The organism is Curtobacterium sp. AC268 (assembly GCF_979258745.1).
In genome coordinates, this window is the sequence record NZ_OZ409878.1 from 1,685,193 (window position 1) to 1,711,150 (window position 25,958).

The window sequence follows — 25,958 nt, forward strand, 5'->3', positions numbered from 1 at the left end:
GCGAAACACCACGGCGGCTCTCTTCCGGAAGGAGGAGGGCCGCCGTTCGTGTTGCGTCCGCCGCGTGGGCGGCTCTCGATCCGGCCTGGAGGCGCGGCTGCGCTCCGGCTGGCAGGTCACGCCGGCAGTGGCGTCACCTTCCCACCGCCCCTCGCGGGGGAAAGCAACCAGTACGGGACAAACGCCCACACGGGCGCCGAAGCGAGAAGCCACCAAGCCGTCGGACTCAACGTCGATGACGCCAATCCCACGACGATCAGCCAGCTCATCGCGAGAGCTGCAACGAACCCTGCGGTGACCGCACACGAGATGCGACCTCTGCGCCGGTCTTGAGCAAAAGCGGAGCCGACGGCCGCCACGAGGAACAGCGCCTGTACCGCCGCGATCAGGATCGCGGTTCCCAACGGTGTTCCGTACCCGCTCGGGCTGCCGTCGGGGCCGAATGACGTCGCGATCCGTTCGGGCAACCGATCCCACCAGGCGCTGGTGATCGCGACCACGATGACGACGGGGAACGCAGCAGCGGTGGCAGCGACGACCCCCTCTCGCTTGCGTCGGCCGCTGCCGCTGGACATCGGTGCGTTCATCAGCGGTTGCATGTCTCCCGCACTTCCCGCTCGATGAGCGCCGTGGCGATCGCGTCGGCCGCGCGTGGAGCCTTCGCGAGCGTGTGGACCACCGCGGTGAGCCCTGCCGCGTTGGCGATGACCGCTCCTGCCACTCGCACCTCTCCGTTGATCCACGTCGATGCCCCTTCCCGCTGCCAGCTCACGGTGCGAGAGTGCCCAGCTCCGGGTTCGAACGCCCAGTCGGCGTAGCGACAGAGATCATCGAACGTGGACCAGACGCCCCCTGCCGCCGCGAACGACGACTCCCCGAGCGCCCACGGCTTGATGGCACGACCGAAGAGCTTCGGCACCACCCGGTCTGCTGGAGCTGGCACGAGCGCCGCAGAGCTGATCCCCGCCGGCTCGAGGACGTGCTGGCACACAGCGGCGAACCAGTCGCCGTGCACCTCGTCGAGTACTGCACCGAGGAGGGCGTACCCCAGGTTCGAGTACTCGAACTGCCCTCGGGGTGCGACCGGCACTGCGACTGCTGGTTCCAGCGGAACCCCGACGGCCTCTCCGTACGGGTCGCCGAACAGGCGGTCGCGCATCGCGGCCGGAAGCCGTGGAAGACCCGAGGTGTGGTGGACGAGGTCAGCAACGGTCATCTCGGCGTCGGGAACACCGGGGAGGTAGTGCACGACCGGTCGCTCGACTTCGAGTGTGAGCCAAGCCGTCGTGCCCACGAGCCCCTTCGTGATGCTCCCCCACTCGAGCATCGAAGCGGCGGCGTACGGCCCACGGGGCTCGCGGACGGTTCGCCAGCCGCCGGCCCTGCGAAGACTCGCGCGCCAGTGTCCGGAGCTCTCAAGCGGATTCCGAGCCACGTGTCCCTCCTTGAAAACGGGCCGAAAGGCGGGCCACTGCGCCTTCCCACAACGACCGAGCTCGGCGGTGGAGCGTCACGACGTGCGCATTCACGAAGAGGAGGTCGTACGCGGCCATCACCAGGGCAAACGACGTCAGGCCCATGAGCAGGGCAATCGCCAGGTGGAATGTGAGCATCGCCGTGACAGCCACAGGCCTCCCCGCGCGGAAGAAGACGAGTACGGGGAAGAACACCGATGTCAGGACAGTGGCGTAGGCACCGATCACCATCAGCCAATCGGACTGCACGAGCAATGGGGTGATCCCCGGGAGGAAGAACTCCGGGACGTTGAGGATGTAGTACAGCGCCGTGCCGTCTTGCCAGAGCTCACCCTGCACCTTGTACAACCCGGCCATGAGGTAGACGACAGTCACCTGAGTCACCAGGAGCAGGAGCCCCGTGTTGTTCAGGACCGACGCGCCCGGGCCCGCCTCGCGCTTTCGACGTCCTTTGACGAGGGTGAACGCCGAGTAGCACCTGGTCAGCAGGAGGAAGAGCACTGCTGTCGCGGCCAAGGCATCACCACCGTCCATGAACGCCGGGTTCGCCATGTAGAGCGACCAGAGGAGCACGTAGTGGGCAGCGAGGACCAGACGGCCACCCACACCGAGCGTGACAAGCACCGCGACCACCAGGCCTATGTGGAAGACGACCTCGAAGTACACCGCCGAATCCGTCGCGGCGTAGAGGCTCCAGGTCCCGATACCTGCCGTGTAGTCGCGGATGCCCTCGAGCCCGTAGACACCGTCCGGGCCGAAGAACGTTGATCGCCCCGCGTACTGCCTGATGTAGAACGCCGTCGACACCACTCCGACGACTGCCCTGAGCAGGCTCAGTGCAGTCGTTGCACGAGGCGCGTCAACCATCCAGTCGACAATGACGCCGACTCGGGAACGGAGCGTCCGACTCACAACGGGATCCATTCGGAGTCCGTGATGCGGGGCTCTGCACGAGCTGACCTGTCGCCGCGCTTCGACCACGGCGTCAGCGGTTGGACGACGTATCGAAGCTGCACGGCGGACGGTTCTTCATCAAGATCACGCGCAGACGGGCATGGGACCCGTTGCGCCGCGTAGCGAGCCAGCACCCGCTCGGCACGTCGCTGTGCGCTGACGTCGGGAGGCACGAGGTCTTCCTTGTCTCTCGCCTCAAGCCGCTTGCTGATGTCATCCTGCGCAAAGCGCTCGACGAGTGCGTTGCTGACGATCCGGCTCTCGCGATCCGGGAAGAACCTCGACGACTGGGCCCGCGCGACGGCGGACGAAGAGATGTCGGTCCATTTTGTCGTCGTGCCTTGGCAGCGGATGCGAGCAACCACGCCGCGTTCGTCGCTGATCGGATCTGGCGCGAAGAGCTGCCAGTTCTGGGAGAGGTGCGGATTCAGCAGGGAAGCTACCGGACCAACGTCGAACTTCACCGGCGTGACCGGACCAGCCAGCACGAGCGCGCACGCGCCGAAGATTCCGGCGACTACCACTCCAGCAGCTGCAATCAAGGTCTTTTGCATTGTTCCCCCGGAGGGAAGGGGCCCGCCGCAGCGACGAGCCCCCTCGTACTCGTCAACGATCGAAGTAGGCGGATTCGAGCTGCGCCGAAGGCTGCGGCGCCTCCGCGGCGAAACCGAGGATGCTCGCGAGACGAGCGACGTTCCCCGCCGCCTGCGGCGCAGTGGCCGCCTTGAACCCGGCTGCCAGAGCCTTCGCCACGCCCACCACTCCGCGCTGCTCTGGCTGAGAGTCCATCGACTGCGCACCCTGGTTCGCCACGACCTCCGCCATCGCGCTGGACTGCTCGTAGGACGTCTGCGCAGCCTGCGCTGGCGCCGCCAGCAGGAACGTGCTGCCGATCACAATCGCTGCGGCCGAACCGGCGAGCTTCGTATTGAGCTTCATCTTCGAACTCCAATCTGTTGTGTGGAGTACCTGTGTACCAGTTTCGAACCGACCGGTCTACCTCGCAGATGTGATGCCATCGCGGGCTCGTTCGGCCGCTATTCCCGAAGGGGATGAGGACCGCCGGCATCGACATCATCCAGTTCGACGACCCCGCCTTCACCGCCTTCCACAACGGGGTGCAGGACTACCGCGTGGCACCACACGCACGGAGACGGCGCTCGGGAAGCTCGGCGCGCTGCCCGCTGGTGCGGACATCGTGCGAGCCGAGCTCGCCAGCGTCGCCGTGCCGGTATCGCGCTAGCGCCCCGGCTGCACAGGACGGCTCGCCTCGGCAACGAGGCGGGCCGCCCTTCGTGTCGCGTCCGGCAGGCGCCCGGGTCCCGGGCCGGACTGGAGGCGCGGCTCGGTTCGGGTGGTCCGCCCGCGGTCGTCACTCTTGACTGTCGAGGCTCATCTTCTCGAAGTCCCCCGCAACGCACTGCGAGCTGCCGTCGATCGTGTACCCGCGGGGATCCGCGCGGAAGTCGGAGGAGCTCACCGGACCGCCCCTGCCCCGGACGCCGAGGATCGGGTCCTCGCCGCCGGTCTGGTAGCGCTCGGTCGTGACCCCGAGCTCCTTCCAGTGCTGTTCCACTGCCTCGACGTCGGCCTTTGGATCAGCGCTGGCAGCGCGGACCTTCGCGTAGACGTACTGGACGCCGCCCGTCCCGAGGCCGAGCCCGCACTTCCCCAGCCGTGGACCGTCGTTCGGTTCCCAACCGTCACCGACAACGTCCGTCGAACCCTCGACGAACGTGACGATGGACTGCTTCGCCCGCTCCGGGGTCTTCCCGAGCCCGGAGCTGCAACCGGTGAGGACGGCGACGGTGAGCAGTACGGCTCCTGCCCTCCGGAGGACGGAGACGGCTTTCCGCCGAGGTTGATTCACTTAGGAGCCCCACCCTGTTCGCTCTGCTTCTCCGATGTTCGCATGATCATCTCGTGAGTCGTTCGGCTGGCCGGTCGTGGCGTACGTGCACATGTCGGACGACACGAGCTCTCTCGGCCGCGATACGCAGTCGCTCCGTGATGTCGCTGACGCCCCCACGGATCACGACAGGAACCTCACGAAGTGAACCCACAGCATCAGCAAGTCCCTCGAACTCGTCGATCACGAGCAGCGATTCGGCTCGGCGCGTGATCCAACCGACTCCCCAGCTGTTGGGGGTTCGACTGTCGGCCACGATCGCCGTGGTCGTCGCAGCGGACGAACTCCAGCGCAACGGGGAGTGAACGAGGAAGCGCGGGAGCTCGAAGCCGCCGGCGTCGACAACGTCCAGTTTGACGAGCCCGCCTCCCGCGGCTGCAGCAGTCGTCGATCGACGTCATCTCGCTGGAATCGATCCGCTCCGAGATGCCGCTCGAGTTCGTCGAACTGATCCGCGGCAAGCGGGCCTGGGGCACCCCTAGGGGCATTCATAGTTTGATATGTTGCCTCTCAGATGACTGCTTCAGTAAGGGGTCCGCGGCGCTGAGGCTCCTCCGTCCCCGCAAGGGAGCGGGTCGCCATGATGCACGGCACACTCGAGCGAACCGGAGGGGGAACATGTTGAGGAGCCCGCGGGGTGTCCACTGGAGCACGGTCGGCATGTTCGTCCTGCTGGCGTACGGTGCTCCGTGGGTGCTGCTCTGGCCAGCCATCCAGGTGAGCGCGGACCTCTCAGACCCAGCCGGGAACCCCGGTGCGTACATCGCAACCGTGGCCATGATGTTCACACCAGGCCTGGCAGCGCTGCTGGTCGCGGTCACGCTCCAACGTCGCCGTGGAAAAGCGATTCTGGTTGAGCTTGGGCTGACGGGGTTCTTCACGCGTCGAAGCTGGCGCTTCGCCCTCGCCGGCATCACCGGAGCTGCTGTGCTGATCTCCGGCAGCTGGGGCTTCGGGATGCTGTTCGGGTGGGTGCAGCTCGACCCCGAACACTCCGTCGCGAAAGAACTCATCGTTCGAGTCACGGGCGAGCAACCGCCGATGCCGATGGCGCTCCTGGCGCTGCTGCAGCTGCTGAACCTCCCGATCGGGATTGCCATCACCGCGATCGCTGCGATCGGCGAAGAAGTCGGTTGGCGCGGCTGGCTCCTCCCGAAACTGCTGCCGCTCGGCACTGGATGGGCGCTGTGCGTGAGCGGCGCGATCTGGGGTCTCTGGCACGCTCCCGCGATCCTGCTCGGCCTGAACTACGAGGAACGCAATCCCCTCGGGATCATCATGATGATGATCGGCTGTGTCGGCGCGGGCGTGCTGATCGGCTGGCTCCGGCTTGCGAGTGGATCGCTTCTGCCCTGCGTGCTCGCCCATGCGGCACTCAACAGCTTCGCCTCGTACCAGTCCATCCTCTTCCCGCCTTTCGACGAACGCCTTGTCGGGCCGCTCGCCATCACCGGATGGGTCGTCATGGCGCTCTTGATCGCGGCGTGCGTTTTGCGGGCAACTCGACTTCGCCAGCGACACGGGTCGCAACTGGGCAGCCCCGAGGTCTGCAACACGGAGCTGTCCCCGTAGTCAGCCGAGCGTCCGAGGAACCGACCGGACGGCCGCCGCCTCGGACTCCGAGGGTCGGCTCCTCACCGCCGGCCTGGAGGACGGCGTCTGCGAAGCGTCAGACTCGAGGGCGTTGACTACGTTCATGATCACCAAGGGCGTCATCCACCAGGTCGAGAGTGCGACTGTCCGGGATCGCAACGGCGTATCAGTCGGCAAGGTCGTGCAGGTGTTCCCCTCCGACGAGGACGGCAGTGCGGCCTACGTCTGTGTCGCAACCGGCCTGCTCGGGCGACACCAGGCGCTCGTCCCCGCCGACGACGCCACGTTCGACGGGACGGACGTGCACGTCGGGTACACGAAGGACGCGATCAAGGGCGCGCCGTCCCTCGGAGCCGGACGCACCTTGTCCCCCGCCGAGGCGAACACCGTCCGCAAACACTTCGGGCTGTCCCGCACCGGCGCTGCGACCGGAGACATGGGCGACCCCCACGAGAACCTCGACCAGGCCGGAACAGGTCTTGCCGGCGCAGACGACACCGAGGGCGCAGGGACGACCCCGCCGGCCTGAACGTCACCGGAGTGAACGACGCCGAAACCGAGGCTTTCGCCCACGCCCAGCCAGGCAGTGGCCGGTCCTCTGGCTGGTGCGTGCTCCCTCGTTGATGCGCGCTCCTCTGAGCGTGGCCGACGCGGGTCTCTCGGAGGAGCATTCCCGTCTTCGTCCTACCGGCTCCGCAGCCATCGCACACGCGCAGCACCGCGAAACTTCTGCTGCGAACGCCCACGGGGCCGCAGCGTGGTCACGTGTCATGGGAAGTCACCCTCCGACACACATCGACACAACCCTTCTCGCGGGCGTTCGGCGATGCCACAGTCTCGCGATGGCGCACATCTGGTCGGGCTGTCCGCCCACACCGGACGAATCGACACCACACGACGCCACACCACGCGACAGGTAGCAGTCCAGACCACGAAGGAGTCCTCGTGACCATCAGCAACCAGACCGCCGACAGCAGGATCGACGAGGGCGCCGACGACGAGCTCCTCGCCCGCTTCCGTCCGATCTTCGACCGCATCGCTGCCGGCGCCTCTGAGCGCGAACGCGACCACCGCCTCCCGTTCGAGGAGATCCGCGAACTCGCCGCCGCAGGATTCGGCGCCGTCCGCGTCCCCGTCGCCCACGGCGGAGCCGGGGCGACCCTGCGCCAGCTGTTCCGCCTGCTGACGGAACTCGCCGCCGCTGACAGCAACATCCCCCAGGCGCTCCGCGGCCACTTCGCACTGGTGGAGGACCGGCTGGTCGCCCGGTCCGGGGAACGTGAGGGGTGGTTGGACCGCTTCGGCCGCGGTGAGATCGCCGGCAACTCGTGGACCGAGGTCGGATCGGTGCAGGTGGGCGATGTGATCACGAAGGTGACCCCGCAGCCGGACGGGACGTTCCGGACCACCGGGCAGAAGTACTACTCGACCGGCAGCATCTTCGCCGACTGGATCGACACCTACGCCGAACGCACGGACACCGGCGAGCGGGTCATCGCGATCGTCGACGCGCACCAGCCCGGAGTCACCCACACCGACGACTGGGACGGGTTCGGGCAGCGCACCACCGGGTCCGGCACCAGCACCTTCGACGACGCCGTCGTGCAGGCCGACGCGGTGATCCCCTTCGACGAGCGGTTCAAGTACCAGACGGCGTTCTACCAGGGCGTGCTGTTGAGCGTCCTCGCCGGGTCCGTCCTCGCAGCCGAACGAGAGATCGCGCGCGAGGTCCGCAACCGCACCCGCGTCTTCTCCCACGGCAACGCCGACACGTTCGCGGCAGACCCGCAGATCCTGCAGGTCGTCGGCGAGGTGTCGGCGGCCGGGTTCGCCGCCACGGCGATCGTCGACCGGGCCGCCGCGGCCCTGCAGGGCGCGTACGAGGGAGCCGGGCTCGACACAGCCGAAGACGAGCGCCGCAACGACCGCGCCGAACTCGCGACCGCGCAGGCCCAGGTGGCGCTGACCACCCTGGCGACGACGGCGACCTCGCACCTGTTCGACGCGCTCGCGGCGTCCGGGGTGAGCACGACGAAGAACCTCGACCGGCACTGGCGGAACGCTCGCACCGCCGGCAGCCACAACCCGTGGGTGTTCAAGGCTCGGATCATCGGTGACCACGCCGTCAACGGTGCCGAACCGCCCCGCGTCTGGGCGATCGGTGCGACCCGCACCTCGTGACGCCTGTCGAAGCCGAGACGGCTTCCTCGTGACCGCTGCTGCGATGTGCCTGCCCCACGCCCGCCCGCCCGCGTACAGTCCCTGGCAACGCACGGCTGGCCGACGATCGGGGAACACGATGCGACTGATCACGGGGACGACGCTGGTCGTTGCGCTGGCAGCAGGCGCGCTGATCGGCCTCGTGCCACCAGCGACTGCGGCCGGATCCGGAACGATCACCGTGCAGCTCGCAACGCCGGACGGCACCGCGATCCGGCTGGCGGACGTCGAACTCGCAGCGATCGGCACCGACGTCGTCGTCGGGAACGCCACCACCGAGGATGACGGCACCGCGACGTTCACCGGCATCCCCGCACCGGACACCGTCACGGTGACGACGCGGCAGCTCCCACCGCACGGAACGGAGACCTACGCCCCCGGACTCCGCTCGGGCATCGCCGTCCGTGGCGGTTCCACAGTCGCGGTCACCGTACCGCTCGTGATCGGCGCCACCGTGCAGGGCGGTGTGGTCGGCCCCACTGGACCCGCCGCTGGGCGCCTGATGTACGCCTGGAACGAGGACACCTCGCAGGTGTTCCGGACGACCTCGGACCGCGCGGGCCAGTACCGGTTCGTCGGGTTGAGCACCGGGAAGTACCGCATCGAGGCCTACGCCAGTGGAACGGCGTCGCCCGCCGTCTGGAAGACCCGGGTGTACGAGCAGCGAGGAACGCTCCCGGCTTCCCGAGTCACCTTGTCACGGCACTACGCACACAGCGACTACGACCTGGTCGTCTACGCGGCCTCGGCGTCCCGCAGCCCGTCGGCGCAACTGAGCGGTGCGACCGTCACGGTGACGAACGCGACGACCGGTGCGTCGTTCTCGACCCGGTTTTCGACGCTGCTCGACAGCGAGCAGACGGCGCAGTTCCAGATCCCCTCCGGGCAGTACGTGGTGGAACTCCGGACCGTCGCGACGACCGCAACGACCGCGCAGGTGCTGTGGCTCGGACGTCCGGGCGGCGTCTACCGGTACGTGACCGACCGAGCGCAGGCCGTGCCGGTGAAGGTCGTGTTCGGCGGTGGCAACTTCTGGGGCGGCGCCCTCGGGTGATCCGGCCCCAGCACCATCCCCAGCCCAGGGCTGGCCGGACGCGGTTGGCTGCGCGACTGCAAGCGGTCGTGTGAGCAGCAACGGACAGGAGGCGCGGTGCCAGCTGGCACCGCGCCTCCTGTCTGGCACACGGTCGCGGACACGCGACGGTGGCGTCACCACCTTCTACATGTCGGCGATGAGACGGAGTTCGGTGAGGTCGTGGTCACGGCCGACGATGTAGAAGCCGTACTCCCCGTCGTCCTCGCGACGGCGCAGCTCCACGCTCATCTTCTCGGCGGTACCACCGGCCTGCAGGTACGAACCCCCGTACTGCTCCTCAGCCTTGTCGGGGTTGAACATCCAGTCAGCGTCGTCGGGACACCACCAGATCCTCTGACCGAGGTGATCTTGATGCGTTGTCAACCGCAAGTCGGCCACATCGCCGACGGTTCCCTTCAACTGAGAACGCCCCGCCAGCCGAAGCCAGCGGGGCGTCCCCATGAGTCAGACCGGGATCAGAAGTCCCAGTCCTCGTCCTCAGTGTTCACGGCCTTGCCGATGACGTACGACGAGCCGGACCCCGAGAAGAAGTCGTGGTTCTCGTCCGCGTTCGGCGACAGGGCGGAGAGGATGGCCGGGTTCACGTCGGTGATGTTCTTCGGGAACATCGGCTCGTAGCCCAGGTTCATCAGCGCCTTGTTGGCGTTGTAGTGCAGGAACTTCTTGACGTCCTCGGTCAGGCCGACCTCGTCGTAGAGGTCCTGCGTGTACTGCACCTCGTTCTCGTACATCTCGAACAGCAGCGAGAACGTGTAGTCCTTGAGCTCGTCGCGCTCGGCCTGCGTGAGGGTCTCGAGGCCCTTCTGGTACTTGTACCCGATGTAGTACCCGTGGACGGCTTCGTCACGGATGATCAGGCGGATCAGGTCGGCGGTGTTCGTGAGCTTCGCGCGCGACGACCAGTGCATCGGCAGGTAGAAGCCCGAGTAGAACAGGAACGACTCGAGCAGCGTCGAGGCGACCTTGCGCTTCAGCGGGTTGTCGCCCTGGTAGTAGTCCATCACGATGGACGCCTTCTTCTGCAGGTTCGGGTTTTCCTCGGACCAGCGGGAAGGCCTCGTCGATCTCACGCGTCGACGCGAGGGTCGAGAAGATCGACGAGTAGGACTTGGCGTGCACCGACTCCATGAACGCGATGTTCGTGTAGACGGCTTCCTCGTGCGGGGTGATCGCGTCGGGGATGAGCGACACGGCGCCGACGGTGCCCTGGATGGTGTCGAGCAGGGTCAGACCGGTGAACACACGCATGGTCAGGGTCTGCTCGGCCGGCGTCAGCGTGTTCCACGACTGCACGTCGTTCGACAGCGGAACCTTCTCGGGCAGCCAGAAGTTGTTGACGAGACGGTTCCAGACCTCGACGTCCTTGTCGTCCTGGATGCGGTTCCAGTTGATGGCCTGGACCCGATCAATGAGCTTCAGCTTCTCGACCAACGTGTGTTCCTTACAGAGATGGTGACTAAGTGACGGACTGGAGGCGCGGTGCGGGTTGGCACCGCGCCTCCAGGGAGCAGAGCGGCAGCTCTACAGCATGCAGCTGACGCAGCCCTCGACCTCCGTGCCCTCCAGCGCGAGCTGGCGGAGACGGATGTAGTAGATCGTCTTGATGCCCTTGCGCCATGCGTAGATCTGCGCCTTGTTGATGTCACGCGTGGTGGCGGTGTCCTTGAAGAACAGCGTCAGGGACAGGCCCTGGTCCACGTGCTGCGTCGCCGCGGCGTACGTGTCGATGATCTTCTCGGCACCGATCTCGTACGCGTCCTGGTAGTAGTCCAGGTTGTCGTTCGTCATGAACGGCGCCGGGTAGTAGACGCGGCCGAGCTTGCCTTCCTTGCGGATCTCGATCTTCGACGCGATCGGGTGGATCGACGACGTCGAGTGGTTGATGTACGAGATCGAACCGGTGGGCGGGACGGCCTGCAGGTTCTGGTTGTAGATGCCGTGCTCCTGGACGGACGCCTTCAGCGCCTTCCAGTCGTCCTGCGTCGGGATCGTGATGTTCGCGTTGTCGAAGAGCGAGGCAACACGAGCGGTCGCGGGGGTCCACGTCTGGTCGGTGTACTTGTCGAAGAACTCACCCGACGCGTACTTCGAGTCGCGGAAGCCGTCGAAGGTCTCGCCGGTCTCGATCGCGATCTTGTTCGACGCACGAAGGGCGTGGAACAGCACCGTGTAGAAGTAGATGTTCGTGAAGTCGATGCCCTCTTCGGAGCCGTAGTAGACGCGCTCACGAGCGAGGTAGCCGTGCAGGTTCATCTGGCCGAGGCCGATGGCGTGCGACTTGTCGTTGCCGTCCTCGACGGAACGCACCGAGGTGATGTGCGACATCTGCGAGACCGAGGTCAGGCCGCGGATGGCGGTCTCGATGGTCTTGCCGAAGTCGGGCGAGTCCATCGTCAGCGCGATGTTCAGCGAGCCGAGGTTGCAGGAGATGTCCTTGCCGATCTCCTTGTAGGACAGGTCCTCGTTGAAGGTCGTCGGGGTGTTGACCTGCAGGATCTCCGAGCACAGGTTGGACATGTTGATCCGACCCTTGATCGGGTTGGCCTTGTTCACCGTGTCCTCGAACACGATGTACGGGTAGCCCGACTCGAACTGGATCTCGGCGATGGTCGTGAAGAAGTCACGCGCCTTGATCTTCGTCTTCTTGATGCGCGAGTCGTCGACCATCGCGCGGTAGTTCTCGGAGATCGGGACGTCGCCGAAGGGGACGCCGTAGACCTTCTCGACGTCGTACGGCGAGAACAGGTACATGTCCTCGTTGTTCTTCGCGAGCTCGAACGTGATGTCCGGCACGACGACGCCGAGGGACAGCGTCTTGATGCGGATCTTCTCGTCGGCGTTCTCGCGCTTGGTGTCGAGGAACTTCATGATGTCCGGGTGGTGGGCGCTGAGGTAGACCGCGCCGGCACCCTGACGCGCACCGAGCTGGTTCGCGTAGGAGAAGGAGTCTTCCAGCAGCTTCATCACGGGGATGATGCCCGAGGACTGGTTCTCGATCTGCTTGATCGGGGCGCCGGCCTCGCGGATGTTCGAGAGGAGCAGGGCCACGCCGCCGCCGCGCTTCGAGAGCTGCAGCGAGGAGTTGATGCCGCGCGAGATCGACTCCATGTTGTCCTCGATGCGGAGCAGGAAGCAGGAGACGAGCTCGCCGCGCTGTGCCTTCGCCGTGTTGAGGAACGTGGGGGTCGCGGGCTGGAAGCGGCCGGCGACGATCTCTTCGACCAGGTCGATGGCAAGCTGCTCGTTGCCCTGGGCCAGGCCGAGGGCGGTCATGACGACGCGGTCCTCGAAGCGCTCCAGGTACCGCTTGCCGTCGAACGTCTTGAGCGTGTAGCTCGTGTAGTACTTGAACGCGCCGAGGAACGTCTGGAACCGGAACTTCTTCGAGTAGGCCAGGTCGTTGAGTCGCTGGATGAAGTCCAGCGAGTACATGTCGATCGTGGCTTTTTCGTAGTACTCGTTCTCGACCAGGTAGTCGAGCCGCTCCTTCAGGTTGTGGAAGAAGACGGTGTTCTGGTTGACGTGCTGCAGGAAGAACTGCTTGGCGGCCTCACGATCCTTGTCGAACTGGATGTTCCCGTCCGCGTCGTAGAGGTTGAGCATCGCGTTGAGGGAGTGGTAGTCCATCCCCGTCTGCGGCGACGTCAGATCGACGTCTGCAACTGCTGCGTCCAAAATGCATCCAATCCTGAGTTGACCGCCGACACGTCGTCAGGGGTCCCGAAGAGTTCAAACCTGTACAGAAGGGGGACGTTGCACTTCTGCGCGATGACGTCCCCTGCGAGGCCGTACGCCTCGCCGAAGTTCGTGTTGCCACCCACCACCACGCCGCGGATGAGCGAGCGGTTGTGGGCGTCGTTGAGGAACTTGATGACCTGCTTGGGGACTGCACCCTCGCCGTTGCCGCCACCGTAGGTGGGCAGGACCAGGACGTAGGGCTCGTCGACGTGCAGGAACGGTTCGCTCGGGTAGAGCGGGATCCGGTCCGCGTCGCGGCCGAGCTTCTCGACGAAGCGCGCGGTGTACCCGGACACGCTCGAGAAGTAGACCAATCGGCTCATGGTGCGCTCCTCTGGAGAAGGTGCGGAACAGGCGGACCGGGGGTGTCCTGCGGGCGGTGAGCCGGCGGTGTTCAACCAGCACAGGCTGAACGGGACCGGGGTGACCGTCCGCAGGACGGAAGGCGACTACGCCAGTTCGGCGCTGAGGGTCGCGATCTTGTCGGGGCGGAAGCCCGACCAGTGGTCGTCGTCCGTGACGACGACGGGGGCCTGCATGTAGCCCAGGCTCTTGACGTGCTCGAGCGCTGCTTCGTCCGTGGAGACGTCGTGCACTTCGTACTCGATGCCCTTGTTGTCGAGGGCCCGGTACGTCGCGGTGCACTGGACGCAGGACGGCTTGGTGTAGACGGTGACGGCCATGTTCTCCCCTGGTTCCTACTGGTTTCTGCTGTGCTGTGGAGGTGGTGCTGATGTCTGTCCGCAGTCGTGTCCGGGAGGGGCCGCTGCGATGCCTCCACACTACATCTAGTGGCTAGCCGCAGCACCGACCACAAGAGGAAGTGTTACAGCCGTGTAGTTCTCCACAACGTCCTCCACAGTCTGTGGATTCCCGGGAGGCCCGAGTTTCCGCCAGTCTGCGGCCGACCACCGACACTTCCCCACACCCGTGGACAGTCCCGATCCACAAGTGTGGAATCAGCGCATCGGCGTGTCGCGAACCGCCCCTCCCCAGGACGGGGGACGCCCCCGTCCGGCCGGTCCGTACACTCGTCTCGTGAGTACGTACGGGCCCCTCCTGAAGACCCCTGGCGTGGGTCGTGTCATCGCCGCACAGCTCACCGCGCGGTTCCCGTTCGGCATGCTGTCGCTGGCCTACCTGCTGCACGTCGAGCACGTGTTCGGCTCCTACGGCGCGGCCGGTCTGGTGCTCGCGACGACGAGCATCGGGCAGGCGCTGGCCGGCCCCCTGACCAGCCGGTGGATGGGCAGCTGGGGCATGCGCCCCGTCCTCATCCTGACGAGCATCGTCGCGCTGATCAGCATGGTGGTCATCGCGTTCGTGGTCATGCCGCTCTGGGGCTACGTGGTGGTCGGCTTCCTCGGCGGCCTCGCGGTCCCGCCCGTGCAACCGGCGGTGCGCACCATCTACCCGAAGATGGTGACGTCGGCGCAGCTCACACCCCTCTTCTCGCTCGACGCCAGCGCGCAGGAGCTCATCTGGGTCGCCGGCCCGGTCATCACCACCTTCGTCGCCACCCAGGTCGGCACGGTCGAAGCGATCGTCGTCGCGATGGTCTTCCTGGTCGTCGGCGGCGCGTGGTTCATCGCCTCCCCCGAGCTCGGTCGCGTCCGCATCCCCCGTTCCAAGCGCGCCTTCGGTGTCGTGCTGAAGCGCCCCGCGGTCGTCGTCGCCACCCTGACCGGTCTGCTCCTGATCGGGGCCTGCGCCGCGGTCGAGGCGAGCGTCACGAGCGTCTTCGGCGAGGGCAGCCCGAACGCCGGCATCGTCCTCGCGGTGTTCGCGGTCGGTTCGCTCGTCGGCGGCCTGGCGTTCGGCCACCGCCCGATCTCCCGCAACACCCTGTGGACGCGCATGGCCGTCGTGTTCGTCGGCCTCACCCTGGCCCTCGGCGGCACGGGGTTCTGGTGGCTGTGCCTCGCCCTGGTCGTCGCGGGTGTGGGCATCGCGCCGGCCCTCGCGGTGATGTTCGGTTCGGTCTCCGCCACCGTCAAGTTCTCCGACACGGCCGAGGCCTACGGCTGGATGGGCACCGGCCAGCTGATCGGTGCCGCCGGCGGTTCGGCGATCGCCGGCTTCCTGATCGACGGCAGCGGCCCCGTCGGTGGTTTCACCGTCGGCGCCGTGATGGCCGGCCTGGGCGTGCTGCTCCCCCTGGCGATGCGCAGCTGGCTGCCCGACCTGCGCGGCCGTGACGCCAGCCCCCTCCCTGACACCGAGCCGGTGCACCTGCCGACTTGAGCGCGCGGGCGGCGGCGGGAGTCGGGCGGGCGGCGTGCGGTTTCGGGCGTACCTGGTCGAAACGGGCGTACCTGGTCGGGAGTTCCGACCAGGTACGCCCGTTTCCACTTGCCATCGCAGCCGGTGTGGGAAGGAACGTGCGCCCGGGACGCGGGTCGCGTTCTCCACAGATGGCCTGGAGGCCCGGCGCACGCCCGCCAGGCACCGGCAGGATGGGTGCATGGTCACCTCAGTCCCCCTGCGCGACGGCCGCGCGATCCCCGCGATCGGCTTCGGCGTCTACAAGGTCGACGATGCCGAAGCGGAGACGGCGGTCGGTCTCGCGCTCGACGCCGGCTACCGGCACGTCGACACCGCCGAGATGTACGGCAACGAGACCGGCGTCGGCACGGCGATCCGGGCCTCCTGGCTCGATCGTGACGACGTCTTCGTGACGACCAAGGTGTGGAACGACCACCAGGGGCGCGACGCGACCCTGCGGGCGTTCGACGGCAGCCTCGAGCGGCTGGGGCTCGACGCCGTCGACCTCTACCTGATCCACTGGCCGGCCGCCGCGAACGACCGCTACGTCGAGACCTGGCGGGCGCTGGTGGAACTGCGCGAGTCGGGGCGGGCGCGGAGCATCGGTGTCTCGAACTTCCAGGTGCCGCACCTGCAGCGACTCATCGACGAGACCGGCGAGGTACCGGCGCTGAACCAGGTCGAACGGCACCCGTGGCTGCCGCAGCGCGAACTCATCGCGTTCCACGAGCAGCACGACATCGTGACCGGGGCATGGTCGCCGCTCGGCCGCGGGCGACTGATCGACGAGCCGGTGCTGACCGGCATCGCGGACACGCACGGTGTGAGCGTGGCGCAGGTGCTCGTGCGGTGGAACGTGCAGCAGGGCGTGGTGGTGCTGCCGAAGTCGGTCACGCCGTCACGGATCCGGTCGAACCTCGACGTCGACGGCTTCGAGCTCACCGCCGACGAGCTCGCAGCGATCGGGACGCTCGAGTCCGGGCAGCGGACGGGCTCCCACCCGGACTCGGTGTCGTAGCCGGATCAGCTCCGGCGGTCCTCCTCGGACTGCCACGGCAGGTGCAGGTCACCCGGTTCGGGCTCCACATCGCCGGCGTCGTCCGCGCCGCCCGTCCCGGGGGCCGCGATGACCTTGGACGGGTCGATGCCGTCTTCACGCAGGTCGGCGTCGTCGCGCTGCTTCGTCTGGGATGCGTCCATCTCACGCTCGCTCGACGGGCTGTACGACGTGTCCGCCGCTCGCTGCTCGCGGCCACTGACCCCGTCGACGTCGTCGCTGTGAGCGGCGTCGCGGAGCGCGTCGTTCCGAGCTCGGTCGTCCGACGGCTCGGGGCCGGGGGCGTTCGGGATGCTGTCGCTCATGGTGTCTCCTCCTGCAGCGGACGGTAGTCCTCGGCCCCGTGTAACGAGTCTGGCTCGGTCCGCTCCCCGCACTCCGTGACGCCCCTCGCCCCCGCTACGATGCCGACGAGGGGGAACGATGGGACGAACACGGACCGCGACGACCGCGGTGATCGGCTCCGCACTGGTGGGGCTGCTGCTCACCGGGTGCACGGCGTTCGGCGGCGACGACACCATCCCGACGCCGACGCGACAGGCGGCCGAACGCACGACTGAACCCACCCCGGACCCGACGTCGGCGGCCGATGCGGTCGAGGTGGAGCAGGCCCTGCCCACCGGCACCGTGGCGGCGGAGACCGACGTCGTCTCACCGAGCGGCGACACGAGCATCCACGTCCGCGTCGTCGCGAACGACCGCGGCACCTTCGACGCCCAGCTCTCCGGGTACCGGACGACCAATCCGCAGCCGATGCGTCTGGAGTTCCGACACCGGCCCGCGAAGCCGCTCGACGGCGCGGACGGCGCGGTGCGCGAGACGGTCGAGTGGGCCGCCGCGGTTGCTCCTCCGGCCTCGTTCACGATGGGTCAGGCGGGTCCGCGCCCCGACTACCTGCGCAGTGTCGTCCTCGTGCCGGCGACGGTGGCGGACGAGGACTCGTCGGCGCGCCCGTGGGCCGGATCGGTGCTCGCCGCCGCTGACCTCACGTGGAAGATCCCGAACCCCTACCCCGACCTCCGGGTCACCGTCGGCAAGGACCGACCGGGCGCCTACGGCATCGTCACCGACGTCGACGGCCGACCGGCGAACTACTTGGTCGCGCACGGCGACGAGCTCTCGACCGTCGCGGAGCGGTTCGGCGTCACGCCGGCGCAGGTGCAGTGGATGAACCCCTACATTGAGCAACGCGACGACGACTGGCTGCTCGAGGGCAGCACGCTCAACCTCGACCCCGCTCGGCGTTGAGACGAGGGGTCGGTCCGGTCCGTTACGGTTGACCAGCACTCGGCACCACCAGGAGGTCCCATCGTGACGATCGTCGCCGCCGCAGACGGCTCAGCCCTCGGCAACCCCGGCCCCGCCGGCTGGGCCTGGTACGTCGACGACGAGCGGTGGGCGGCCGGCGGTTGGCCCCGCGCGACGAACAACATCGGCGAGCTCACGGCCGTCCTGCAGCTGCTCCGCGCCACGAAGGACACCGGCGAGCCGCTGCACATCCTGTGCGACAGCCAGTACGCCATCAAGGCCTGCACCGAGTGGCTCGCCGGCTGGAAGCGCAAGGGCTGGCGGAAGGCCGACGGCAAGCCTGTCCTCAACGTCGAGATCATCAAGGAACTCGACGCGGAACTGCAGGGTCGCAAGGTCACGTTCGAGTGGGTCCGCGGCCACGTCGGTCACGAGATGAACGAAGCTGCCGACGTCCGTGCCCGCGGTGCCGCCACCGCGTTCCAGAACGGCACCGACGTGCCGCACGGTCCCGGCTGGCCCGGCGCCGAGGTCCCCGAGCCGTCCGCGCTGCCCGACGCGACCCCGCCCGCGACCCTCTTCTGACCCTTCCGCCAGCAGCCCACCCGGTTATATACTCCTCTGTATAACGGAGGTGATCGGCATGGCAGTGACGACGATCGATCTTGATCCACGCGTGCTCGATGATGCGAAGCAGCTGACCGGCGCCCGCTCCAACCGCGAGGTCGTGCAGAGAGCACTCGAAACCCTCATCGCGGTGCGGCGACAGCCGGCCGCCGTCGAACGCATCATCGCGCGAGACTTCAGCGCCGACCCTTCCGCGGCTGACGAACTCCATCCCTGATGGCGACGTACATCGTCGACAACTCCGTCTGGTGGAAGGCGCACCGTTCCGCGGGGATCGCACGACGCCTTCGCGAGATCGCAACGCAGGACTTGATCATGACGTGCCCACCTCAGGTCCTCGAGTACTGCCATTCAGCACGCACCGGGCCCGACCACCAGGGACACCGCGATGACATGGACGCCTTCCTCGAAGCATCAGAACACCCGGACGTCCAGGATGTGACGAGCATCCAGAACGCTCTCTGGAACAACGGCCACGTCCGCGGAGCAGGACCGATCGACGTCCACATCGCTGCCTATGCCGTGCGCAACGGGGCAACCGTCCTCAGCTCGGATCGCGACTACGACCACATCGCCGACGCGGTCGCCGATTTCCGGCACGAGTACCTGCCGGAGCACTGACCGCGGGTCAGTAGGTCCCGTCGCGCCGGTCCTGGCGGGTGATCTGCTCCCCCGACGCCGGGTCGACGCCCGAGCGCGTGGTGGTCGTGGTGCGGCGACCGCCGAAGGCCACTGCGAGGCTGATGATGAGCAGCACGACACCGGCTGCCATCAGGATGTAGCCGATCAGGCGGAGGTCGATACCGGCGAGCTGGATGTTCAGCGCGAAGGCGACGATCGCGCCGATGACGATCAGGGCGATGCTGGATCCGATGCGCATGACGCAGTCCTCTCGGGTGGGGGTGGTGCCGGAGACGGTACACGTCCGACAACCCCAGCGCCGGTCAGTCGACGTCCACCTCGGCCCACCCGTCGAACCGTCCGATCTCGGTGACCCGCACGACGGCCTCGCCGACCTCGTCTGAGGCGTCCAGATCGATCGTCGCCGAGAACCCGAAGTCCTTGTCGCCCTCGGGATCGGCGAAGATCTGCCGCGCCTTCCAGACCCGGGGTGATGCGGTGGCACCGCTCTCGTCGAGCACCAGGTACTGCATCGAGCGCGCGTCGGCATCGGTGCCGATGCTGTCGTGCTCCTCGTAGTACTCCTCGAGCACGTTGTCCCACGCCGACCGGTCGAAGCCGACGGTCGCGTCGAGTTCCCCGAGCCCGTCGATGTCGTCGGCCGCGGCGAGCAGCACCCGCTGGAACAGGGCGTTGCGCACGAGCACCCGGAACGCCCGCGGGTTGCCGGTGAGTCGTGCGGGCTGCGGCGGCGCGATCTCCTCGTGCTCCTCGGAGGCCAGCAGGACGTCGCCGTTGAGCAGCGCCTCCCACTCGTCGACGAGCGAGGAGTCGGTCTGCCGGACGACCTCGCCCAGCCACTCGATCAGGTCGTCGAGCTCCTGGGTCCGCTGTTCCTCGGCGATGGTCTGCCGCATGGTCCGGTACGCGTCGGACAGGTAGCGGAGCACGAGCCCCTCGGAGCGGGTGAGCTGGTAGAAGCGCACGAAGTCGCCGAAGGTCATCGCGCGTTCGTACATGTCGCGGACGACGGCCTTCGGGGACAGCTGGAAGTCGAGCACCCACGGCTGTTCCGCGGCGTAGGCCTCGTAGGCGGCGGTCAGCAGCTCGTCGAGCGGCTTCGGCCAGGTGACCTCCTCGAGCAGTTCCATCCGCTCCTCGTACTCGATCCCCTCCTGCTTCATCCGGGCGACGGCCTCGCCACGCTCCTTGAACTGCTGCTGCGACAGGATCGCCCGCGGGTCGTCGAGCGTGGCCTCGACGACCGAGACCATGTCCAGCGCATAGGTGGGAGAAGAAGGGTCGAGCAACTCGAACGCGGCGAGCGCGAACGGTGACAGCGGCTGGTTGAGCGCGAAGTTCGGCGCGATGTCGACGGTCAGGCGGTAGGCGCCGTCGACCTTCTCGATCACCCGCGCGTTGATGAGGGTCCGGGCGATGACGAGCGCCCGCCGGGCCATCGCGAGCTGCCGCGAGCGCGGTTCGTGGTTGTCGTAGACCAGCGACCGGACGTCGACGAAGGCGTCCCCGCCGCGGGCGACGACGGACAGCACCATCGCGTGCGTGATCCGCATGCGCGACACCATCGGCTCCGGCTCGGCTGCGATCAGCCGCTCGAACGACGCCTGACCCCAGGACACGAAGCCCTCGGGCGCCTTCTTCCGCTTGATCTTGTTCTTCTTCTTCGGGTCGTCGCCGGCCTTGGCGACGGCGCGGGCGTTCTCGATGTCGTGCTCGGGTGCCTCGGCGACGACGTCACCCTCGGTGTCGTAGCCGGCACGTCCGGCGCGGCCGGCGATCTGGTGGAACTCCCGCGCGGACAGCTGGCGCATCTTCGTGCCGTCGAACTTCGTCAGCCCGGTGAACAGCACGGAGCGGATCGGCACGTTGATCCCGACGCCCAGGGTGTCGGTGCCGCAGATGACGGGCAGCAGGCCGCGCTGGGCGAGCTGCTCGACGAGCCGTCGGTACTTCGGCAGCATGCCGGCGTGGTGCACGCCGATGCCGGCCCGGATCAGGCGCGACAGGGTCTGTCCGAACCCGGCGCTGAAGCGGAAGCCGGCGATGGCGTCGGCGATCTGGTCGCGGCGTTCGCGCGAGGCGACCTTCGCCGACATCAGCGACTGCGCCCGTTCGAGTGCGGCGGCCTGGGCGAAGTGCACGATGTAGATCGGCGCCTTGCCCTCCTCGAGGAGCCGTTCCACCGTCTCCTGCACGGGCGTCATCACGTACTGGTACTCGAGCGGCACGGGTCGCGAGACACCGGTCACGCGGGCGGTGGGCCGACCGGTCCGGCGGGACAGGTCGTCGGCGATGGTGGTGACGTCGCCGAGGGTCGCGGACATGAGCAGGAACTGCGCCCGCTCGAGCACGAGCAGCGGCACCTGCCACGCCCAGCCTCGGTCGGGGTCGCCGTAGAAGTGGAACTCGTCCATCACGACGACGTCCACGTCGGCGTCCGGCCCCTGCCGCAGCGCCAGGTTCGCCAGGATCTCGGCGGTGCAGCAGACGATCGGGGCGTCGGCGTTGACGCTCGAGTCACCGGTGACCATGCCGACGTTCTGCGCACCGAACAGCTCGACGAGCTGGAAGAACTTCTCGGACACCAGCGCCTTGATCGGTGCCGTGTAGTAGCTCCGCTTGCCCTCGGCGAGCGCGGCGAAGTGCGCGCCGGCCGCGACGAGCGACTTCCCGGTGCCGGTCGGCGTGCTCAGCACGACGTTCGCGCCGGACACGAGTTCGATGACCGCTTCGTCCTGCGCCGGGTACAGCGGCCGGCCGCCCTCGGCAGCCCAGGCCGCGAAGGCCTCGTAGACCTCGTCGGGGTCGACGACGCCGTCCACCGCCGCCGGGATCGCGGCGACGAGCGGGGGCACGGTGGTGACGTCGGTCATGTACACATCCTCCCAGGTGCGCATGTGCCGGACGGGAGGCCCGTGGCGGCGCCGCCACGGGCCTCCCGTCCGCCCCGTCGCTGACTCAGGCGCATTTCGATACGTGCGCATAGACTCGCGACATGCGCGAACTCGGCTTCCTCTCCTTCGTCCCGAACCACGGCGGCACCGACGGCGCCGCCGACGCCCTGGAGGACGGCCTGCGCCTGTTCGAGACCGCCGAGTCGCTCGGCTACGGGACGGGCTGGGTGCGCGGACGGCACTTCGAGCCGTACCTGACGAGCCCGATGACCTTCTTCGCGGCCGCCGCCCAACGCACCAGCACCATCGCGTTCGGCACCGCCGTGCTCGGCATGCGCTACGAGGACCCGGTACGCCTGGCCGAGGACGCCAGCACGGTCGACCTGCTCAGCGGTGGCCGGGTGCAGCTCGGCATCAGCACGGGCATCGCCGGGTACGGCCCGATCCTCGACCCGGTGTTCGGCACGGTCGACCGCAGCTTTCGCGACGAGGCCGAGGCCCGCGCCGCACGGCTGCTCGAGGTGCTGCAGGGTGAGCCCCTGGGCAGTGCCGGCAAGGGCTACGAGAGCATCCCCGCCGGGGCCGACCTGACCCTGCAGCCGCTCAGCCCGGGCCTGCGCGACCGAGTGTGGTGGGGCGGCGGCAGCATGGGCACGGCGGTCCGCACGGCCGAGAAGGGCCTCCTGCTGCACTGCTCGACCCTGAACACCGAGGACACCGGCGCCCCGTTCGCCCAGGCGCAGGCCGACCAGATCGCCGCCTACCGCGAGCGGTTCGCCGAGCTGCACCCGCAGCGCGAGTCCAAGGTCGCCGTGGGCCGGATCGTGGTGCCGCTCCTCGACGACCACGACCGCGCCGTGCACGAGGAGTTCCTGACCGGGTACGCCTCCGGGATGGACGACGAGGGCCGGCCGCTCTCGGGTACCCCGCCGTTCCGGTTCAGCAAGGTCGTGTCCGGCGAACCGGCGGCCATCGTCGACGCCCTGCTCGCCGACCCGGCGGTCACCGCCACCGACGAACTGGTCATCACCCTGCCGGCGAACGGCGACCGTGCGGCACACGAGCGGATCCTGCGCATCGTGGCCGAGGAGATCGCCCCGGCACTGCGGGCCTGAGGGCCGGCACTGCGGGCCTGAGCGCCGGCGCCGCTGGCCCGACCGCCTGCGGTCCCGCCGCCGCACCACCACCGAGAGTCAAGGGCATCCGGCGGGGCTCTGATCGAGTTGGTGAGGCCCGAGAGCCCGGCCGGATGACCATCTCGTCCCTGATCCGCACGAGATGGTGCACCCATCGTTCCACCTACCGAGCGGTTTGTCACACCGTTCCGCGCACCCGGGACGTAAGAAGTTGACCAAGTGTCACTCGTTTTTCCGAACCGGGACGAAGTGCGGGAACCGGTTCACCGGTGCGCATCGCGGCCGGAACGACGAATGCGTCCCCGCGCGGACGCGGGGACGCATTCTGGGACGCACCGGGGAGGCCAGGGCAACAACGGCCGGATCAGGAGACCGAGTCGCTCACCCAGCGACCCCGTAGTCGGTGCGTGCGCGGACGGTAACCAGCCGACTCGCGCACATAGATGCTACTGAACGGAGTTGGGAGCTGCGCGGAAACCGGACGACTTCGTCACTCCAGTTCGAGGGACGCGGTTCCGGCGTCGTCGGTGACCGAGGCGCCGACGTGCAGCGTGAAGGTCCCCGACTCGTACTGCCACGAGCCGTCCCAGTGGGCGAAGGCTCGCGCCGGGACCTCGATCGAGACCTCCGTCGACGCGCCCGCAGCGAGCCGGACCGGGGCGAACCCGACCAGCCAGCGCACCGGGCGGTCGACCGCCGACTCCGCACGGGACGCGTAGACCTGCACGACGTGTTTGCCGGCACGGGCGCCCGTGTTCGCGACGGTCGCCGTGACGATGACGGCGTCGCCCTCGCGCACGGTCGGGGTCGCGGAGACGCCCTCGATCGACCACGTGGTGTAGCCGAGGCCGTGGCCGAACGGGTACGCCGGCTCCGTGCCGGCGCGGAGCCAGGCCCGGTAACCGACGTGGACACCCTCGTCGTAGGCGACCTTCCCGTCGACCGGGGTGACGTCGAGCACCGGGACGTCGGCCATCGCGACGGGCCACGTGGTGGGCAGGCGGCCGCCGGGCTCCTGCACCCCCGTCAGCACGTCGGCCAGGGCGTTGCCGTACTCCTGCCCCCCGAACCAGGTCAGCAGCACCGCGGCGACGTCGTTCCGCCAGGGCATCTCGACCGGCGATCCGGCGTTCACGACGACGACCGTGTTCGGGTTCGCCGCGGCGACCGCGCGCACCAGGTCGTCCTGGTGGCCGGGCAGCGCCAGCGAGGAGCGGTCGTAGCCCTCGGACTCGACCTTGGAGTTCGTGCCGACCACGACGACGGCGACGTCCGCACCACGGGCGGCGTCCACCGCGGCCTCGATGAGCACGGCGGGGTCGTCGTCCGACGGCTCGGTGCCGAACTGGTACGCCAGCACCCCACCGAGCGTCTCGTCCTGCACGATGTCGTACTCGATGCGGATCGCGACCTGCTGGCCGGTGGTCACCGACACCGGCACCGACCGCGCCGGCGGGTTGAGGAACGCGGCACCGAGCTGGTCGCCCTCGAACGGCACGTCCTCGTCGAGCAGCAGTTCGCCGTCGATCCACATGCGTGACCGGCCGGCCGCGCCGATGCCGAACCGCACGGTCCCGGTCGACTCCGCCGTGTAGGTGGTGGTGATGTCGAGCCGGTCGGCTTCGCGGGTCGGGGCGTCGCCGCCGAACCAGAACAGTGCCGTCGCGCGGCGGTCCTCGACGAACAGCTCCTCGCCGTCCTTGACGAAGGCGACCCGGGCTCCGGGCTCCCCGGTGCCGGGGTTCGTGATGGTGGACAGCGGGAACTCCGCGATGCCCTCCTGCACGACGGCGCCGATCGCGTAGTCCACGCTCGCGCCGGGGAAGGCCGAACGGATGCCGTCCAGCGGTGACACGACCTGCGACGGCACGACCGTGGCCGAGCCACCGCCCTGCGTGCGGGCCTGGTCGGCGTTGTGCCCGATCACCGCGATGCGCGACACGGCGGGGGCGTCGAGCGGCAGGACACCGGTGTTGCGGACCAGGACCGTGCCCTCGGCCTCGGCCTCGCGCACGAACGCGATGCCGTCCTCGACGTGCACGGGCGAGGCGGCGACGGGCTCGAAGCCCTCGAGCGCGCCGACGCGGGCAGCCAGGGTCAGGATCCGGCGGACCTTGCGGTCGATCGCCGCCATCGGCACCTCGCCGGACTGCACGGCGGCGAGCAGCGGGCCCTCGCTCCACCACGGGTTCGGCCCGGGCATCGCGACGTCCTGCGACGCCTTCGCGGAGTCCACCGAACGCACCCCGGTCCAGTCTGACACGACGATGCCGTCGAAGCCCCACTCCGAGTTGAGCGGGGCCTCGAGCAGGTCGTTCTCCGACGCCGTCACGCCGTTGATCGCGTTGTACGACGACATGATCGCCCAGGCGTGCGCCTCGGTCACGGCCTTCTCGAACGCCAGCAGGTACAGCTCGCGGAGCGCACGGTCCGACACCTCGGTCGACGCGGTGAAGCGGTCGGTCTCGTAGTCGTTCGCGATGTAGTGCTTCGGGGTCGCGGCGACACCGTTCTCCTGCACGCCGTCGACGTACGACGCGGCCAGGTCACCGGTGAGCACCGGGTCCTCGCTGAACGCCTCGAAGTGCCGGCCACCGAGCGGGGACCGGTGCAGGTTGATGGTCGGGCCGAGCACGACGTCGACGCCCTTCCGGCGGGCCTCCACCGCGGCGGCGGCGCCGTAGCGCTTCGCGATCGCGCGGTCCCACGAGGCACTCAGCGCGGTCGCCGACGGCAGGTTCAGGGACGGGTCGCGCTCGTCCCACACCTCGCCGCGCACGCCCGACGGGCCGTCCGACATCAGGATCCTGCGCAGCCCGATCTTCTCGATGGGCCAGGTGGTCCAGAAGTCACGTCCGGTGAGCAGCTGCACCTTCTCGTCGGTGGTCAGCTGGCCGAGGAGCGCATCGATGCGCTCGGTCAGCGGCGTCGACGGACTGGAGGCGGTGCTCGCGTCGTTCACGGTGGTCACGGTGGTCGGTCCTCTCGTTCAGGGCCGCGGGGCGCCGCCTGGACGGCCGGGGCCTCGTCGCCCACACCCACCATCCACCGGGTTCGCCGCCCGCGCTGGCAGCTCCTGCACCGTACCACCGAAAACCAACCGT

At 68.3% G+C, this 25,958-nt stretch carries 25 protein-coding genes and 1 pseudogene; 11 read left to right on the forward strand and 15 right to left on the reverse strand.

Features of this window, described 5'->3' with window-relative positions; genetic code table 11:
- Positions 1–116: 116 nt before the first annotated feature.
- The 6 genes from ACZZ9K_RS07925 to ACZZ9K_RS07950 all read right to left on the reverse strand — a co-directional run bounded on the left by ACZZ9K_RS07925 (position 117) and on the right by ACZZ9K_RS07950 (position 4,299).
- Positions 117–587 carry a DUF1648 domain-containing protein gene (locus ACZZ9K_RS07925; RefSeq protein ID WP_463443773.1) on the reverse strand — a complete coding sequence of 157 codons (471 nt, stop codon included), beginning with the start codon at positions 585–587 and terminating at the stop codon, positions 117–119.
- Positions 587–1,435, reverse strand: coding sequence for a serine hydrolase domain-containing protein (locus ACZZ9K_RS07930; RefSeq protein WP_463443774.1), 849 nt, complete (start codon positions 1,433–1,435; stop codon positions 587–589). Before ACZZ9K_RS07930 ends, ACZZ9K_RS07925 begins: the two co-directional genes overlap by 1 nt.
- On the reverse strand, positions 1,416–2,387 hold the full coding sequence (locus tag ACZZ9K_RS07935; protein WP_463443775.1) for an HTTM domain-containing protein: 972 nt from the start codon (positions 2,385–2,387) through the stop codon (positions 1,416–1,418). Before ACZZ9K_RS07935 ends, ACZZ9K_RS07930 begins: the two co-directional genes overlap by 20 nt.
- Positions 2,384–2,983: a DUF5819 family protein gene (locus ACZZ9K_RS07940; protein WP_463443776.1), complete on the reverse strand. Its 600-nt coding sequence runs from the start codon at positions 2,981–2,983 to the stop codon at positions 2,384–2,386. The genes ACZZ9K_RS07935 and ACZZ9K_RS07940 overlap by 4 nt, the downstream gene beginning before the upstream one ends.
- 52 nt (positions 2,984–3,035) lie before the next feature.
- Positions 3,036–3,368 (reverse strand): hypothetical protein, encoded by a 333-nt coding sequence (locus tag ACZZ9K_RS07945; RefSeq protein ID WP_071405895.1) that lies wholly within the window; start codon positions 3,366–3,368, stop codon positions 3,036–3,038.
- 433 nt (positions 3,369–3,801) lie between these two features.
- On the reverse strand, positions 3,802–4,299 hold the full coding sequence (locus tag ACZZ9K_RS07950) for a hypothetical protein (protein ID WP_214521892.1): 498 nt from the start codon (positions 4,297–4,299) through the stop codon (positions 3,802–3,804).
- Between the two features lie 699 nt (positions 4,300–4,998).
- Between ACZZ9K_RS07950 and ACZZ9K_RS07955 the strand changes: the two genes are divergently transcribed.
- The 4 genes from ACZZ9K_RS07955 to ACZZ9K_RS07970 all read left to right on the forward strand — a co-directional run bounded on the left by ACZZ9K_RS07955 (position 4,999) and on the right by ACZZ9K_RS07970 (position 9,205).
- On the forward strand, positions 4,999–5,910 hold the full coding sequence (locus ACZZ9K_RS07955) for a CPBP family intramembrane glutamic endopeptidase (RefSeq protein WP_463444744.1): 912 nt from the start codon (positions 4,999–5,001) through the stop codon (positions 5,908–5,910).
- A gap of 124 nt (positions 5,911–6,034) precedes the next feature.
- The gene (locus ACZZ9K_RS07960) at positions 6,035–6,460 is read left to right on the forward strand and encodes a hypothetical protein (RefSeq protein WP_463443777.1); all 426 of its coding nucleotides are present in this window, start codon (positions 6,035–6,037) and stop codon (positions 6,458–6,460) included.
- 416 nt (positions 6,461–6,876) lie between these two features.
- The gene (locus tag ACZZ9K_RS07965; protein WP_463443778.1) at positions 6,877–8,112 is read left to right on the forward strand and encodes an acyl-CoA dehydrogenase family protein; all 1,236 of its coding nucleotides are present in this window, start codon (positions 6,877–6,879) and stop codon (positions 8,110–8,112) included.
- Between the two features lie 220 nt (positions 8,113–8,332).
- The gene (locus ACZZ9K_RS07970) at positions 8,333–9,205 is read left to right on the forward strand and encodes a carboxypeptidase-like regulatory domain-containing protein (RefSeq protein WP_463443779.1); all 873 of its coding nucleotides are present in this window, start codon (positions 8,333–8,335) and stop codon (positions 9,203–9,205) included.
- Positions 9,206–9,370: 165 nt separating this feature from the next.
- Here ACZZ9K_RS07970 and ACZZ9K_RS07975 read toward each other — a convergent pair whose 3' ends face one another.
- The 5 genes and pseudogenes from ACZZ9K_RS07975 to nrdH form a co-directional block, all read right to left on the reverse strand.
- Entirely contained in the window at positions 9,371–9,547 is a 177-nt protein-coding gene (locus ACZZ9K_RS07975) for a hypothetical protein (protein ID WP_463443780.1), read from the reverse strand.
- Positions 9,548–9,702: 155 nt separating this feature from the next.
- Positions 9,703–10,678: pseudogene (gene nrdF / locus ACZZ9K_RS07980) on the reverse strand (class 1b ribonucleoside-diphosphate reductase subunit beta).
- 90 nt (positions 10,679–10,768) lie between these two features.
- Positions 10,769–12,874, reverse strand: a complete 2,106-nt coding sequence (nrdE, locus tag ACZZ9K_RS07985) for a class 1b ribonucleoside-diphosphate reductase subunit alpha (RefSeq protein ID WP_110864196.1) — start codon at positions 12,872–12,874, stop codon at positions 10,769–10,771.
- A gap of 17 nt (positions 12,875–12,891) precedes the next feature.
- Positions 12,892–13,308 carry a class Ib ribonucleoside-diphosphate reductase assembly flavoprotein NrdI gene (gene nrdI, locus ACZZ9K_RS07990; protein ID WP_027465945.1) on the reverse strand — a complete coding sequence of 139 codons (417 nt, stop codon included), beginning with the start codon at positions 13,306–13,308 and terminating at the stop codon, positions 12,892–12,894.
- A gap of 126 nt (positions 13,309–13,434) precedes the next feature.
- Positions 13,435–13,668, reverse strand: a complete 234-nt coding sequence (gene nrdH, locus ACZZ9K_RS07995) for a glutaredoxin-like protein NrdH (RefSeq protein WP_017886897.1) — start codon at positions 13,666–13,668, stop codon at positions 13,435–13,437.
- 355 nt (positions 13,669–14,023) lie between these two features.
- Between nrdH and ACZZ9K_RS08000 the strand changes: the two genes are divergently transcribed.
- Positions 14,024–15,229 carry an MFS transporter gene (locus tag ACZZ9K_RS08000; RefSeq protein WP_463443781.1) on the forward strand — a complete coding sequence of 402 codons (1,206 nt, stop codon included), beginning with the start codon at positions 14,024–14,026 and terminating at the stop codon, positions 15,227–15,229.
- Between the two features lie 220 nt (positions 15,230–15,449).
- Positions 15,450–16,268 (forward strand): aldo/keto reductase, encoded by an 819-nt coding sequence (locus tag ACZZ9K_RS08005; RefSeq protein ID WP_463443782.1) that lies wholly within the window; start codon positions 15,450–15,452, stop codon positions 16,266–16,268.
- A gap of 5 nt (positions 16,269–16,273) precedes the next feature.
- Here ACZZ9K_RS08005 and ACZZ9K_RS08010 read toward each other — a convergent pair whose 3' ends face one another.
- Positions 16,274–16,612, reverse strand: coding sequence for a hypothetical protein (locus tag ACZZ9K_RS08010; protein ID WP_463443783.1), 339 nt, complete (start codon positions 16,610–16,612; stop codon positions 16,274–16,276).
- A gap of 118 nt (positions 16,613–16,730) precedes the next feature.
- On the opposite strand from ACZZ9K_RS08010, the gene ACZZ9K_RS08015 reads away from it, so the two are divergent.
- The 4 genes from ACZZ9K_RS08015 to ACZZ9K_RS08030 all read left to right on the forward strand — a co-directional run bounded on the left by ACZZ9K_RS08015 (position 16,731) and on the right by ACZZ9K_RS08030 (position 18,803).
- Positions 16,731–17,555, forward strand: coding sequence for a hypothetical protein (locus ACZZ9K_RS08015; protein ID WP_463443784.1), 825 nt, complete (start codon positions 16,731–16,733; stop codon positions 17,553–17,555).
- A gap of 63 nt (positions 17,556–17,618) precedes the next feature.
- Positions 17,619–18,140 carry a ribonuclease H family protein gene (locus tag ACZZ9K_RS08020; RefSeq protein ID WP_138801891.1) on the forward strand — a complete coding sequence of 174 codons (522 nt, stop codon included), beginning with the start codon at positions 17,619–17,621 and terminating at the stop codon, positions 18,138–18,140.
- Between the two features lie 58 nt (positions 18,141–18,198).
- Positions 18,199–18,399, forward strand: a complete 201-nt coding sequence (locus ACZZ9K_RS08025; protein ID WP_111232839.1) for a type II toxin-antitoxin system VapB family antitoxin — start codon at positions 18,199–18,201, stop codon at positions 18,397–18,399.
- Positions 18,399–18,803, forward strand: a complete 405-nt coding sequence (locus ACZZ9K_RS08030; RefSeq protein WP_027465940.1) for a PIN domain-containing protein — start codon at positions 18,399–18,401, stop codon at positions 18,801–18,803. Before ACZZ9K_RS08025 ends, ACZZ9K_RS08030 begins: the two co-directional genes overlap by 1 nt.
- A 7-nt stretch (positions 18,804–18,810) precedes the next feature.
- On the opposite strand, the gene ACZZ9K_RS08035 is transcribed toward ACZZ9K_RS08030, so the two are convergent.
- Both ACZZ9K_RS08035 and ACZZ9K_RS08040 read right to left on the reverse strand, forming a co-directional pair.
- Positions 18,811–19,062, reverse strand: a complete 252-nt coding sequence (locus tag ACZZ9K_RS08035) for a DUF6458 family protein (RefSeq protein WP_027465939.1) — start codon at positions 19,060–19,062, stop codon at positions 18,811–18,813.
- A gap of 64 nt (positions 19,063–19,126) precedes the next feature.
- Complete coding sequence (locus tag ACZZ9K_RS08040) at positions 19,127–21,697, reverse strand: DEAD/DEAH box helicase (RefSeq protein WP_463443785.1); 2,571 nt, start codon at positions 21,695–21,697, stop codon at positions 19,127–19,129.
- A gap of 122 nt (positions 21,698–21,819) precedes the next feature.
- Here ACZZ9K_RS08040 and ACZZ9K_RS08045 point away from each other — a divergent pair, with 122 nt between their 5' ends.
- Entirely contained in the window at positions 21,820–22,833 is a 1,014-nt protein-coding gene (locus ACZZ9K_RS08045) for an LLM class flavin-dependent oxidoreductase (RefSeq protein WP_301600815.1), read from the forward strand.
- 511 nt (positions 22,834–23,344) lie between these two features.
- Here the strand turns inward: ACZZ9K_RS08045 and ACZZ9K_RS08050 are convergent.
- The gene (locus ACZZ9K_RS08050) at positions 23,345–25,825 is read right to left on the reverse strand and encodes a glycoside hydrolase family 3 protein (protein ID WP_463443786.1); all 2,481 of its coding nucleotides are present in this window, start codon (positions 25,823–25,825) and stop codon (positions 23,345–23,347) included.
- Positions 25,826–25,958: the final 133 nt, after the last annotated feature.

Excerpts from the sequence above, each read along its gene's own strand:
- ACZZ9K_RS07925 (WP_463443773.1), bottom strand. The coding sequence starts at position 587 with ATGAACGCACCGATGTCCAGCGGCAGCGGCCGACGCAAGCGAGAGGGG.
- ACZZ9K_RS07940 (WP_463443776.1), bottom strand. The coding sequence starts at position 2,983 with ATGCAAAAGACCTTGATTGCAGCTGCTGGAGTGGTAGTCGCCGGAATC.
- ACZZ9K_RS07945 (WP_071405895.1), bottom strand. The coding sequence starts at position 3,368 with ATGAAGCTCAATACGAAGCTCGCCGGTTCGGCCGCAGCGATTGTGATC.
- ACZZ9K_RS07955 (WP_463444744.1), top strand. The coding sequence starts at position 4,999 with ATGTTCGTCCTGCTGGCGTACGGTGCTCCGTGGGTGCTGCTCTGGCCA.
- ACZZ9K_RS07960 (WP_463443777.1), top strand. The coding sequence starts at position 6,035 with ATGATCACCAAGGGCGTCATCCACCAGGTCGAGAGTGCGACTGTCCGG.
- ACZZ9K_RS07975 (WP_463443780.1), bottom strand. The coding sequence starts at position 9,547 with ATGTTCAACCCCGACAAGGCTGAGGAGCAGTACGGGGGTTCGTACCTG.
- nrdE (WP_110864196.1), bottom strand. The coding sequence starts at position 12,874 with ATGGACTACCACTCCCTCAACGCGATGCTCAACCTCTACGACGCGGAC.
- nrdI (WP_027465945.1), bottom strand. The coding sequence starts at position 13,308 with ATGAGCCGATTGGTCTACTTCTCGAGCGTGTCCGGGTACACCGCGCGC.
- nrdH (WP_017886897.1), bottom strand. The coding sequence starts at position 13,668 with ATGGCCGTCACCGTCTACACCAAGCCGTCCTGCGTCCAGTGCACCGCG.
- ACZZ9K_RS08005 (WP_463443782.1), top strand. The coding sequence starts at position 15,450 with ATGGTCACCTCAGTCCCCCTGCGCGACGGCCGCGCGATCCCCGCGATC.
- ACZZ9K_RS08010 (WP_463443783.1), bottom strand. The coding sequence starts at position 16,612 with ATGAGCGACAGCATCCCGAACGCCCCCGGCCCCGAGCCGTCGGACGAC.
- ACZZ9K_RS08015 (WP_463443784.1), top strand. The coding sequence starts at position 16,731 with ATGGGACGAACACGGACCGCGACGACCGCGGTGATCGGCTCCGCACTG.
- ACZZ9K_RS08025 (WP_111232839.1), top strand. The coding sequence starts at position 18,199 with ATGGCAGTGACGACGATCGATCTTGATCCACGCGTGCTCGATGATGCG.
- ACZZ9K_RS08030 (WP_027465940.1), top strand. The coding sequence starts at position 18,399 with ATGGCGACGTACATCGTCGACAACTCCGTCTGGTGGAAGGCGCACCGT.
- ACZZ9K_RS08035 (WP_027465939.1), bottom strand. The coding sequence starts at position 19,062 with ATGCGCATCGGATCCAGCATCGCCCTGATCGTCATCGGCGCGATCGTC.
- ACZZ9K_RS08040 (WP_463443785.1), bottom strand. The coding sequence starts at position 21,697 with ATGACCGACGTCACCACCGTGCCCCCGCTCGTCGCCGCGATCCCGGCG.
- ACZZ9K_RS08045 (WP_301600815.1), top strand. The coding sequence starts at position 21,820 with ATGCGCGAACTCGGCTTCCTCTCCTTCGTCCCGAACCACGGCGGCACC.